The following is a 13,205-nucleotide window of genomic DNA, read 5'->3' as shown; positions in this document are numbered from 1 at the left end:
TTTCCTTTGACAGTCAGAAACCTAGACAGGAAGCGGCGTGCGGCCGTTAAGGCGCTCCGAAACACCCACGGATACAGCAGGGGAGCCAAAATCTCCGTCGAATTCGTTCGGGTCGATCGCGTCCGCATCGGCGTCGGCTCGGCGTCCACATCGGCGGCGGCTCGGCGGCGGCTCGGCGTCGGCTCGGCGTCGGCTCGGCGTCGGCTCGGCGTCGGCTCGGCGGCGGCGGCAGCGGCGCGGCACCGGCACCGGCACCGAGCATAATCGCCTCGGAACACTCCAATCCGCGGACCTTCAGCGCCCACGGTCATTGGGCACACTCATCTGGCCGGGGAGGGGTCAGTTGGTGAGGGACTAATTGAGGATGAAGAACTGGTCCGCGATCTCGACCCGGGAACCACGCGGCACCAGATAGCGCCGGCCGGGTTCGCAGCGCACCGCCACCGCATCCGGGCGACGGATGATGGTGCCATTGCCCGAGTACCGGTCACTGACCCAGAACTCGCCATCGTACTGGCCGAACTCGAGGTGGCTCTTCGACACCGAACGGCCGAGGTCGTTGATCTGCACCAGGATGTCGACGCGTTCGGTCGGCTGGGGCAGCGGCCGGCGACCGATCAGGCCGGTGCCGAGGGCCGAGATCGTCTCCCCCGTGCTGAACTGGAGCACGAACAGGGACGCGGTAGGGGCGGGGGCCGGGGCGGGTTCCGGAGCCTGGAGCGGCACTGGGCCGGGAGCATCGACCGGAGCCGACACAACCGGCACCACGACCGGCACCGACACAACCGGCACCACGACCGGCACCGACACAACCGGCACCACGACCGGCACCGACACAACCGGCACCGAGATCACGGAGCGCCGACGGAGCGGCAGGATGACCGTTGTGTCGCTGGGCCGCGGGTCCGGTCGCTTCCGGGTTAGCGGGGTGGCCGTGCTCGAGCTGCCGCATTCGCCGCAGAACATGGCGCCGACGGGAAGCTGCGCACCGCAGATCAGACAGTTCATGGGCGGGCTCCTCCCGGTGCAGGGCCGCTCCCGCTCGGGGCAGATCGGCGAACGGATGCCCCTCCAGCGTACCGACCCAGCGAACGCAACGACACGAGGGCCCGAAGCCGGTCGGTGCGCCTGCTCCCCGCGTTGAGCGAGCGACGCAGGTCGGTGACCGCGGTCCACACGTCCTCGGCGGCGGCATTGCCCGGCCGTTCCGGGGAGAACACGGCACGGTCAACGGCGACGGCCAGTGTCAGAGGTTCCGCTCCCGGCACCAGCGCGGCCACTTCCGTGCGGGTGGCCCCCACCGGAACATCGATGCCATGGTCCACGGCGGCGTCGGCGAATTCTCGCCAGCCGCCCCGAATCCGGTCGAGCGGTGTGGACCGGGTGCGGCGCAGTTGCCGCCTGCGCGCTTTGGCCAGGGCGATCAGCAGGAGGGGCGAGATCAGTACGCCGAGACCGAGGAGCGTCCAGGCGGCGATGGTCGCCGCGGCGAGCAGGAAGACCAGCAGCGGGTTGAGCGGTTCCGGCGGGTCGTCGCTGGTGCTTTCCGGCGGGGCTGGCTCGCGCAGTTCCACCGGGTCGGGGAGGGCCGGGGGCACAACCGACTGCGGCCGGGAAACAACCGACGGGTCATCGGGGGCCCGAGCCGGGATGTCCCGCACGGCCGGGTTCGGATCGATCGTGGCCCAGCCCTCGGTAGAGGAAACCTCAATCCACGCCGAGATGTCGGAACCGACGACGGGGACCGCCTCGGCCCCGGAGGCGGCCTCGGCGCCGGCGGCCGCCTGCGGCACGAAGCCGATGACGACCCGGGCCGGGAAGCCGAGCCGGCGCGCCATCAGGGCCGCGGCCACGGCGTACTGCTCGGCGTCGCCGAGCATGGGCTGGTCGGTGAACAGCTCGCTGATGCGGTCGGCGCCGTGCCCGGACCGGCTCGCCGGTTCGTCCGGAAGGATGCCGTGGCTGATGTAACCATCCGTTTTCAGGCCGTCGAGCATGGCCTGCAGCTGCACACCGGGCGGGTCGCCGGCTTGCACGTAGCGGGCGAGCGTCTGTTCGACCTCGTCCGGCAGAACAGCGGGCACAGGCAGCACGGCGCTGCCGGGTCGCAGGTCGGCCAGGCTGTCCGGTGACCGCGGGATGACGCCCACGCTCTGGTAACCATCGCCCCGGACCAGCCCGGTGAGCACCGCGGCCGTGCCGCTGTTGTCGTTGTAATAGAAGGAGTCGGAGCGCAGGATCCGGGTGGGGCCGTTGAACGTGATGCGTTCGAGCTGTCCGGCGCCGGGCACCCAGACGCCGGTGTAGCCCTCGACGGTCACCGTGAGGGTGGCCGGGTCGCCGTCGACCAGGGACTGGTCGAGACGGTCCGGCAGCCGGGTGAAGGAGCCGGACGCGCTGCTGACCTGGTCGCTGCCGACCGAGTAGACGATCCCGTCGTAGCTGTCCAGGGTGGCCAAGCGGAGGCGGCCGCCGCTCGGGAGGCCGGTCACCTCCAGGAGCACCGCATCCGCCCGCCCGGCCTGCAGGTAACCGCGGAATTCGCTCAGCGGGCTCGGGTAGGCCCGAGGGTCGAACGGCTGCTGCACCCGAGCGCGCAGCACGTCGCGCGGCACGTCGGCCGGCAGCACGACCGCGGCCCCGGTTCCCGCGGCGATCGCCACCGCCACGATCACGGCTGCGCTGACCAGCCCGCGGGCCGCCGCGAGCCGCCGGTCGGACGACGACGCCGTGCTGCGGCGGGATTGCTGCAGGGCGAGCCGCACGCCGGAACGGCGGCGCATCCAGCGAAACCAGAGCAGCCAGAACAAGAGCACGACAAAGAGGCCGAGACCGGTTCCGATCGGCATGGTCGCGACCGTCGGGCCCAGCACGATGCCGCTGACGAACAGGATGGCGGGGGCCAGTGTGCCGAGCTCGCCGACCGGGGCGCGGAGGGCGACCGACAGCCCGATCACGGTGCTGAGCAGCACCAGAATGAAGGCGGGCACGAGCAGCGCCTGATAGGAACCGACCGGAAGCACGATGGTGACGAGCTGTTTCCAGCTCAGCGCGGTCGCGGCGAGCAGGTCGAGCAGGCCGTCCGGGGTGGGCAGGATGCCGCGCACCGCCCGACCAGGAACGGCCAGTGGCACCCCGGCGAGTAGGTAGACCCCCACGGTGGAAAGCGCCACCAGCCAGGTGCCCCAGCGGAACAGCGCCCCCAGTATGGCGACGACGGTACCCAGCCCGAAGGTGACGCCGACCAGCACGATGAACTCGCGGCTCTGATAGACCGGCCAGAGCGAGGCGCTCGCGATCAGGGTCGCCAGGAGCAGCCCGACGGTGTTGCCGACGATGAAGCGCCAGTCCAGACGGATGCCGCGGACCGCCATCCCGCCTCGGCGCGCGCCGCCCCTCCTCACCCACCGCGCGCTCATGCCGCCTTCGTTCGGGCGAGACTGTGCTGCAGGTCGTCGAGGTAGCCGATGGTGAGCACGCTCAACTCGGCCACGCGGCGGAGGCTGGGGACGGTCTCCGGGGCGCAGATCACGGCGACCACGTCGACGCCGGCCGGAAAACGGCTGGCGGCCGTGCGCACCTGCGTGAGGGTGGTGGCCGACCCGCACACCAGGAAGGCCACCGAGATGCCGGCCACGGTGTCCGCTGCGGCCCTGGCCAGCTCGCTGACCGGCAGGGCGGCCAAGGAGCGTTCCACGCCGCTGAGATCGTCGAGCAGCCGGGTGCGGGTGAGGGTGCTCAGCGGACGGAGTCCCGGCATCCGTCGTCGGCTGGAGTCCGGCGGCACCGCACTGGCGACAACGGAGACCGTGCGCGCGTCGCGGATGGCCCGCACCCCCAGGCTGCCGGCGACGCTGACGGCCATCTCGAATTCGTCCTCGCCGGCATAATCGGACTGCGCCAGGCTGAGAGCGACCATGAGGTGGCTGCGGCGGGATTCCTCGAACTGGCGCACCATGTAGCGGCCGGTCTTCGCGGTGCTCTTCCAGTGGATGGTGCGCCGCTCATCCCCGGGCACGTATTCGCGCAGCGCGTGGAACGAGACGTCGCTGTTGGTCAGGTCACGGGTGGGATTGCCCTCAAGGTCGCGGATGAAGCCCGTGCTCATGCTCGGGATCGAGACCGTGCGCGGGTGCACGAACAGCGAGACCTGTTCGGCCCAGACGATCTCCCGGCGCAGTAGCCCGATCGGGTCGGCGCGCGCCGTCCGCACCGGACCGATCGGCATCACGCCGCGTCTGCGGGTCGGCACGATGAAGACGTCCGAAAAGTCCTCACCGCGGGCGAGGCTCGGCATCGAGAATTCGGCCAGCCCGGAGCCGACCCGCACCTCGACGCCCACGCCCGGCAGTCTCCGGCGGGTCGGGTTCCGCACGCTCACCTGGCCGGGCACCCGCTCCCCCACGACCACCCGATCCACGGGCAGGTGCAGGTTGATCTCGAACGCGTTCCGACCGATCAGGAAACAGGATGCCGCCACCAGGAGCACGAGCCCGGCCCAGCCGATCACGATCAGCTCGGTCCAGCCCAGCGCATAGCCGAACAGGAACGAGACCCCCACGACCGCCAGGACGGCCCAGCCGAGCGGGGTGACCACGGACAAGACCGCACGCAGGGCGCCAGCGACACGAGCACCGCATTCCCACCCGAACCGGACTCCCGCCGCGACGAAGTCGGCCAGCCGGCCGTCACCGGAGACTGCGACCGGCAGAGTAGCGGGCGGCGCGGGCGCGAGCAGCGCAGGCGCGGTAGCTGTGCCTGCGCCCGGACCCGGCACGATCTGCGTCACGCAGCCTGCCTGTCGCTGGGCGGCGGAGTCTCGATCAGCACCCGGGCGATCACACTGGAGGCGGTGACGCCGTCGAATTCGGCTTCGGGGTCGAGCACGAGCCGGTGCCCGAGCACGGCGTGAGCCAGCTCCTTGATGTCATCGGGCACCACGTAATGGCGGCCGTTCGCGGCGGCGAGGGTCTTCGCGGTGCGGATCAGCGCGAGCGCCCCGCGCACGCTGACGCCCAGACGTACCTCGGAGCTCGTGCGGGTGCCGTCGATCAGTCGCGCCACGTAATCGTTGATGGTGGCGTCGACGTAGACGGTGCGGGCCAGGGCGGCGAGTTCGACGACGGTCGCCGCGGACACCACCGGAGGCACGGTCACCTCGTGCGCGCGCTGCCCGGCACCTTCGAGGATGCGAATGGTCGAGGCGTGGTCCGGGTAGCCGATGGAGGCCTTCATGATGAATCGGTCCAACTGCGCCTCGGGTAGCCGGTATGTGCCGGCCTGCTCGATCGGGTTCTGGGTGGCGATCACCATAAACGGGGCCGCCACCGGGTGGGTGACGCCGTCGGCGGTGATCTGACCCTCCTCCATCACCTCGAGCAGCGCGGCCTGGGTCTTCGGGCTGGCCCGGTTGATCTCGTCGGCCAGAACGATGTTGGCGAAGACCGGCCCGCGGTGGAATTCGAACGCCCCGCTGCGCTGGTCGTAGATGCTCACCCCGGTGATGTCGCCCGGCAGCAGGTCGGGGGTGAACTGCACCCGGTTGCTGGTACCGCGCACGCTCTGTGCGATGGCGCGCGCGAGCGAGGTCTTGCCGGTGCCGGGCACATCCTCGAGCAGCAGGTGTCCGCCGCTGAGAAGCGCGGTGAACGACATCCGGATGACGTGGTGCTTGCCCAGCAGCACCTGCTCGACCCCGGTCACCAGTCGGTCGAAAACGTCGGCGAACTGGGCCGCCTGCTCCGCGGTCATCGTCATGGGGTGATCACTTTCGTTGGTTCACGGCGCATAGGTATAGGTCTGATTATTCACGGTCACCGCCAGAAGCACGGCACCGGCCGGCGGGGGCGGCGCGCCGGTGCCGAACCTGCAGGTGTTCGGGGAGTCGGCATCCCGCGGGGTCACCGTGGCGTCGCCGGGCACCGAGCAGCCGTAGGCGGCGGGAAGGCCGTTGTTCTGAGGCCCATTGGTCCAGCTGATGACTCCGGTGGCCGGGTCGTAGGCAAGCCCGGTCACGGTGAAGCTGACGGAGGCCTCGGGCGCGCTCAGCGTGCCCGACCACGGCCCGCACGACCCCCAGTCGGTACAGGCCGAAACCTGATAACGCACGATCTCACCGAACGGGAGACTCAGAAGTTCGCGCGGCCAGCCGGCCCCGCCGAAGACGACCTCGGATCTCGGAACGACCCCGCCGGAGCCGTCGACCGCGCGCAGCCGGTAGTCCCGGATGCCCGCACTCGGGTTGATCCCGTCGACGCGCAGATCCCAAGCATCGCCCCGCGCCGCCATGGTGCTCTGCACATCGGTGACAGGTCCGGGCGCCGGGCGCACGAGAACACTCGCCACCGCCGTCGGGGCGCAGCCGCCCTTGTTGTACCCCCAGACGGCGAAGTAGTAGCGGCCGTTGTCCGCGAGGAGGCTGTCGAACACGGTGCTGGTCGCGTCACCGCCGAGCGCCTTCTGCTGGGCGACGATGCCGCCCTCTGTCGGTGGCTGAAGCTCCCCCGACGCGGACACCGTGCACGCCTGCGCACCCGTCGGAACCTGATCTTCGCGCAGCCGCTGCACGAAGTAGCCGCCGATGAGGGCGCCGCGGCCGTCGAACCCGTCCCACGTCACGGTCACCGCTCCGGCGGCGTCGGCCGCGCTGGCCGTGATCGCGCCGGCGCGGGCCGGGCCGAACGGCGTCGCACTCCCCACCGCGCTGTTCCAACCGGCCAGGGCCGGGTAGGCGTCGTTGCGGGCGCTGACCGTAAAGGGAGTGTTCACGCCGTTGACGAGGCCCATCACGTCGACGGAGCAGGTTCCCGCCGCGCAACTCGATCCGGAAGCGCTGACCTCCTCCTGGACGGCGCCGTTCCGGGTCACCACATAGCCGCGAATCGCCGTCCCGCCGCCCACCGGGGCAACGGTGTTCCAGCGCAGGCGCAGCCCGCCGTCGAGCGGCTCCGCAACCAGGCCGGTCGGCGCGGTCGGCACCGAGTCGGACCAGACCCGATCGGACAGCACGGTCGCCTCGGACAGCCCGATCCCGTTCTGCGCGGCGACCGACACTCGCAGAGCATTGCCCTGGCCGTTGCCGGGCGTCGCGACCTGGCAGGAGGTCGCTGAGCAGAGCGAGTTGGACAGCACGGCCCCCGACGCGGCGTCGAGGAGGGAAATCTGATACCCGGTGATCGCCGAGTTGTTGAAGGCCCCGGCGTTGAACGAGAAGGACAGGCCCCGATCGAAGAAGCCGGTGACGCGCAGGCTGGACACCGGGTCAGGTTTGTCCTGCACCGAGATGCGCACGGTGCCCCAGGCGTAGCGGGCAGGGTCGTTCGTCGCGTCGGCCACCTGGTACTGCAGGGTCAGGTCGGTCGGCGCGGCGTCCGAGGCCACCCGGACCGACAGCCGGCTTCGGTCCGTGCTGGGCGTGATGCTCACCCCGGCCGGAACGGCGCCGCCGTCCAGGCCGCGCACCGCGAGCACGCGCAGCGGCACGGACGGGAAAGGATTGGTGGCGCCGTCGTTCGCGAGCACGTCGACGACGGTCGTGCGACCGCGGGGAGCGACCGCGGCATCCGTCACGGGGATGGCGACGGGTCGCATTGACGCGACCACGCGCAGGTCGACCCGGCCGGCTCGGCCCTCCTGAACGCCGTCGCGCACGCCGATCGTGATCGTGCTCCGCGCGCCCTTCGGGGTAGATTCCGTGGCGCGCAGGGTGAGCGTCTGCCCGTCGAGCGCGTAGCTGAAACCGGTCGGAAGCGGGTCGAGCACGGTGTACGCCAGCTCAGGTTGGTCGTTCGGATACGGGTAACTGGTGAGTCGGGTCAGGTCGATGACCTTCTCCTGGTCGGGCTCGAACTCGAGCACCGCTCCATTGAAACCGGGCGGCTGATTCTCGCGGGGCGTGACCTCGATGGGCAGCACGATGGTCGCCGTGCGCCCATCCGGGTCTTCAGGCCCCGAACCGTCGGTGACCTCAAACGAAATGGACGCCGGCCCGAAGTATTTGTCGGTGCTCGCGAACGCGAGGCTGGTGTCGTTCCGGGCCAGGTCGGCCCCGTCCGAATGCGTCGCCCGCACGAGGCTGCGGTCGGTGAGGCGCACCTTTTTTCCGCCGACCGCGACGACATAGTCGTTGATGTCGATGGAGAGCAGCGCCTCGCTCTGCACGGTCAGCGGCGGGGCACCGCGGCGCACCTGGGGTAGGGCGTCGTCGGTCCCGGGAACCCAGATGAACGCGTAGGACACGATGCTCGCGTCCTCCGGGTGCGTCACCGCGAACGGGATGATCTGGCTGGTCGAGCCCACCGTGACCCGGATGCGCCGGGCCGGCGTCACCTCGGCGATTCCCGAGAAACGCTCGGGCACCGTCAGAGCCAATGCGGTGGCCGGCCCTTCCGCGAAGAAGACGTTGGCCAGCACGTCGACGTCGACGGTCCGGGCCTCGAGCACGTCGGACAGCGGCACGTGAGTGTCGCGTGCATCCGGACGCGAGCGCGGGGCGTCCTCGCGGACCACGACCGTGAGGAAGGTGGAACTCGTTCCGCCCCGCACGTTCTGGATTTCATAGATGAAGCCGTAGCGGCCCGGTGTCACGGGTGAGGTCACGGCCACGGTGTCGCCGTCGACGACGGCGGTGCCCGAGTCGGCCTCGCCGCTCGCCTGGCCGCTCGCCTGGCCGCTCGCCTCCACGCCGGTGATGCTCAGGGTGCCGCCGTCGGGGTCGGAGTCGTTTTCGAGCACCCGCACGGCAATCGTGCTGCCGGGGCGCACCACGACTTCATCCGGAGTGGCGACCGGGTTGCGGGCGCCGTCGAGGCGCGGGCTGATCCCCACCCGCACGGTGCCGACGGCCCGGGCCCCGAGCGCGTCGACCACCGAGTAACTGAACGTGTCCGTGCCGGCCGAGTACTCCCCGGCCGTGTAGTCGAGCGAGTCCACGCCTGTGACCGTGACCGACCCCTTCTCCGGACTGGTCTCCTGGCCGACCAGTTGCACGGAGTCGCCGTCGGTGTCGATGCCGGACAGCGGGATCGGGATGCTCACCGTGTCCCCGGCGAGCACACGGGCCGTCACGGTTTTCGGCACGGGGGCGCTGTTCGAGGTGGGATCGGCTTCCCGCACCGCGATGCTGACCTCGGCGTTCGCGAACTGGCCGTCTGGGGCGTTCACTCGGTAGACGGCGGTGACGTTGCCGGCCGTGTCCGGCGCCAGGAACCGCAGCACCCGGCCCGAGACGAAGAGCAGACCGCCGCCAGCGGGCAGTTCGGTCGCGAGCTCCGGCGCCAGGGTGAGGGTGTCGCCCTCGGGATGCTCGTCATTCGCGAGCACGGGGATGTCGATGGCGTCGCCGACGCGCACGGAGATCGAGTCCGGCACGGCGATCGGGGCCTGCTTTTGGGCCGGCGGCGGGATCTCGATCACGGTCACCGTGCCCGCGGCGTCGGCGAGGCCGTTGCTGACCCGGTAGCCGAACACGGCCGTACCGCCCTCGAGGGGTTTGGTCAGGGTCACGCGCAGGATGCGCTGGTCGAGGATCTCGATTCGAAGCCCGCTGTCGGCGGGGACATCCGTGATGCCCGTCACCAGGAGTACCCCACCGGCCGGATCGGAGTCCGTGGCGAGCACGTCCACGAGGGTGGCCTGCTGGCCGCGGATGAATGCGGTGTGCGGCACGGTGACGGGGGCGCTGCTGGCGTCGGGCGCGGCCGTCACGTTAACGCGGATGCGCCCGGTGGCGGTGAGTTCGCCATCCGTCACCGCGTACTCGATCTCGTGCACCCCCACCACGCTGCTCTGCAACCGGAAGGTGCCGGCGTCGAAGTCCGCAGTGATGTTCACCTCGGGTTTGGCCGGCACGCTGCTCAGGCGCAGCGGCGCCGATCCACCGCGCACATGCTCCAGCGGCGACACGGTCGCCTCGCTGCCGGCGGTCGCAAGCACCACGAACGCCTCGGCGACGATGGGCACCGAGCCGCTCGGCCGCACCATCACCGAGAGCGCGCCGGCCCCGCCGGCACGGCCGTCGGAGACGGTGAGGCCCACCGTTTTCGCGCCCCCGCCCGCGCCGGCATCCGTGTAGACGACGGACCCGGCCGGCGTGAAGCTGACCTGGTCCGGTGCGGGCGCGGTCGCCGCCGCCAGATAGAACGGGTCGCCGTCCGGGTCGACCCAGTCGCCCAGCACCGCCGTGGTCACCCGTCCATTGGCGCGCACCGTGGTGTTCGTCGTGCGGGCCTGCACGGGTGCGGCGTTCTCCTCGGGGGAGCGCACCGCGACCGTGACCGTCGCCGAGGCGCTCCCGCCGCGCCCGTCGTCGATGATGTAGTCGAAGCTCAGTGATCCGGATGCCTCCGGCGTGAGGGTCAGCTGCACCTGCTGAGTGTCCGCCACGAGCTCGAGCCGCCCGGCCGACTCGGGCACGGGGGTGAGCGCCGAGATCACCAGCACGTCGCCGTTGGGGTCGAAGTCGTTGAGCAGTACGGGCAGGGTGACGGTGCGTCCCGGCCGGCCGCCGAAAGCGTCATCGACAGCGACGGGTGGCACCTGGGACTTCTCGAACTCCGGCGGGGTGTCGTCAGCCGCCTGCTCGACCTGCTGCTGATCGGGGTCGGTGTCGATCAGTTCGGCCCAGTTGTCGATCAGTTCGTTGCCCTGCTGCACTGCCCAGGTCGTGCCGTTGCGGGCGTCGTTCAGCACGAGTCCGGTTCCGTTCCGGCGGAAGGCCAGCCGGGCGTCCCCGGCGACGCCGGACAGGGTGGCGGTGGCGCCGTCGCTTCCGGTGCCGCCCTCCGCGCCGGCCGCCGCGCAGTCGCGCCAGACGGTGCCGTCCGACCAGGCGGCATGGGCGCAGTAGGCGTCCTGTACAGGCGCGGCGGCGTCCCCGCTCCGGCCGGTGACGAGCGGAGTCAGGCGTCCGCCGGCACGGGGCACCGCAATGAGCCCCTCACGGTGGGCGATGAGAACGCGGTCGCCCGTCACGCTCGGCTCCGACAGGACGGGCTCATCCCCGGAACGGATGCTCCCGGACAGGTCTTCAACCCCCTCCGCCTGGAACAGTCGCCGGCTCGAGGCGTTGAGCAGCGCCCACCGGCCGTCGACGCTGGTCAGCTGGTAGCGGTCATCCTTTTCGCCGGCCGTGAGCGTGACCGTACTGGTAATGGTGTCCGCGGTGAGCAGGTCGACCTGGGAGAGTTCCCCCGTCGCCGGCGTGAAGGCGAACAGCACGCCGGCCTCGTCGAGGCTGACCACGGAGCCGGCACCGAAGGCCAGCGTCGGCTCGGTGGTGCTGTCGAACTCGGACAGCTGGCTCGCGGCCACGCTCCAGACGTCGCCGTTCGCGGTGACCACCGCCCGGTCGCCGGCCAAGAAGACCGAAGCAGCGTCCGGCGGCAGGGCCACGCTGTCGGCCACCTCCGCGGTCGCGGGGTCGAGGATGTCGAGGGCGCTGTTGCCACGGTCCAGCACCAGCACGGTGGCGCCCCGTTGCACCACGTCGAGGCTGGTGCTTCCGGCGCTGACCACCGTGTTCAGTTCGAAGACGGCCGTATTCGCTCGCCCGACGACCTGGCGCGCCTCGTTACTCACCCAGACGGCCGCGTCTCCGAGGTCGAGGCGCTGCGCGGTGTATCCACCGGAGGCGATGGCCACGGTGGCAATGACGGCCACGACCACGGTGCCGCTGAGCGCGGTGGCGAAGAGCGAGCGGTGGCGGGCGAGCCAGCGACGGATCACCCGGCGCCGCCGGACGCGCCCGGAAGGCCGGTGTCGACGCATTTTTCCCCGCTCGGAGCGCCGAGCTTGCCGTCCCGGTTGACCGTGACGGTCACACAGACCCGAGATTGTCCCTGCGGGTCGACCCGGAATTCCGTTCCCCGCTGGATGCTGCTCTGACCGCTGCGCAGGGTCACCACGAAGGTGTCGCCGTCCCGGACCCCGGGGTCGGCCCAGCTGAACACGATGGTTCCAGAGCGGAGCGCGCCATCCACATCACTGACCAGAGGGATGTCGGTGCCGGCCTGGGTCACCAGCACGGTCGCCGCCGTGGTCGCGAGTCCCACGATGATCACCGCCGCAGACACGAGTCCCCATACCGTAAGCGTGCGCCTCCGCTTCTTGGGCCGGGTGGTCACAGTGTCCCCCTGCGGGCCGGTGGTCAGCTGCCCGGTACTCAGCAGTGCCGAGGTCGCCGAGCGCGCGCCGAGGCCGGTTGGCGACGCCTTCCGGCGGCGGCGGCCGGCGTAGGCGTCGACTGAGTTGATGCCCGTGATCCGGGTCCGGTCCTCCTGGTCGGCGGGGGCAGCGACGGCCCAGCCGTCCTGCTCCACCTCGAGGGGCGTCTGCGCGAGACCGAGTTCGGCCTCCACCGATTGAAGCTCTCGGATGAGTTCCAGCACGCTCGGCTGCCGCAGTTCCGGCCGCCGCGACATCGAGCGATTCAGGATGGCGCCGAGCCGGGCCGGCACGTCGGCGCGGTCGAGCGGCGGCACGCGGGCCTTGTTGATGCGGGCCATCATCTGGGCCGAACCGTTCTCGGTACCGGCCACTTCGAACGGGGACATACCGGCCAGGAGCGAGTAGAGGGTGGCGCCGAGCGACCACACCTCCGAGGCGACCGACCCGGAGATCTCGCCGAGCAGCACCTCAGGGGCCGACCACGGAATGGAGAGCCCGATGGCGTCGCTCCTCTCGGCCTCGCCGAGGGTGGCAGCGATCCCGAAGTCCGACAGCACCGGGTGCCCATACGCGGTGACCAGGATGTTGGACGGCTTCAGGTCCCGGTGGAGCACCCCGGACCGGTGCGCGGTCTCGACAGCGCTCGCTATCTTCACACCGATCCGCAGGGTATCCGGCACCGAGAGCGGTTCAAAGCGGTAGCGCTGGCTGAGGGTCGAGGAGCAGTACTCCATGACGAGATACGGTCGTCCGTCCGCGGAGACACTCGCCTGGAAAACCGTGAGAATCGACGGATGCGAGCTCAGCTGGGCCATCAGGTTGGCCTCGGCCTGGAATAGCTGGCGCACGTGATCGTTGACGATCTCGGACAGGAGTACCTTGACCGCGACCTGGCGCCTGGGCATGTTCTGCTCGTAGAGGAACACGTCGGCGAAACCGCCGGATCCGAGCGGACGGAGATAGGAGAATCCCGGCAGGTTCGGCGGCGTGGAGGGTAAGCGCCGTGCCATGTCGCCTCCCGGTGTCATCATCAGTGCGGG

General features: G+C 70.6%; 6 protein-coding genes. All 6 read right to left on the bottom strand.

Annotated features, from left to right (window positions below):
- Positions 1–354: 354 nt before the first annotated feature.
- The 6 genes from E3O54_RS16450 to E3O54_RS15135 are packed head-to-tail and all read right to left on the bottom strand — an operon-like array spanning position 355 to position 13,175.
- Positions 355–1,008, bottom strand: a complete 654-nt coding sequence (locus tag E3O54_RS16450) for an FHA domain-containing protein (RefSeq protein WP_166805268.1) — start codon at positions 1,006–1,008, stop codon at positions 355–357.
- Positions 1,005–3,419, bottom strand: coding sequence for a transglutaminase-like domain-containing protein (locus E3O54_RS15155; RefSeq protein ID WP_233191180.1), 2,415 nt, complete (start codon positions 3,417–3,419; stop codon positions 1,005–1,007). The genes E3O54_RS16450 and E3O54_RS15155 overlap by 4 nt, the downstream gene beginning before the upstream one ends.
- Complete coding sequence (locus E3O54_RS15150) at positions 3,416–4,789, bottom strand: DUF58 domain-containing protein (RefSeq protein ID WP_233191182.1); 1,374 nt, start codon at positions 4,787–4,789, stop codon at positions 3,416–3,418. The genes E3O54_RS15155 and E3O54_RS15150 overlap by 4 nt, the downstream gene beginning before the upstream one ends.
- Entirely contained in the window at positions 4,786–5,757 is a 972-nt protein-coding gene (locus tag E3O54_RS15145) for a MoxR family ATPase (RefSeq protein ID WP_104099631.1), read from the bottom strand. Before E3O54_RS15145 ends, E3O54_RS15150 begins: the two co-directional genes overlap by 4 nt.
- A gap of 21 nt (positions 5,758–5,778) precedes the next feature.
- A complete protein-coding gene (locus E3O54_RS15140; RefSeq protein WP_104099632.1) occupies positions 5,779–11,724 on the bottom strand; it encodes an Ig-like domain-containing protein in 5,946 nt (1,981 codons plus the stop codon).
- Positions 11,721–13,175, bottom strand: coding sequence for a serine/threonine-protein kinase (locus E3O54_RS15135; protein WP_134343316.1), 1,455 nt, complete (start codon positions 13,173–13,175; stop codon positions 11,721–11,723). Before E3O54_RS15135 ends, E3O54_RS15140 begins: the two co-directional genes overlap by 4 nt.
- Between the last annotated feature and the right edge of the window lie 30 nt (positions 13,176–13,205).

It is taken from the genome of Cryobacterium sp. TMT2-4 (assembly GCF_004402575.1).
GTDB classification, from domain to species: domain Bacteria; phylum Actinomycetota; class Actinomycetes; order Actinomycetales; family Microbacteriaceae; genus Cryobacterium; species Cryobacterium sandaracinum.
This window is presented reverse-complemented; position numbering and strand designations above follow the sequence as displayed.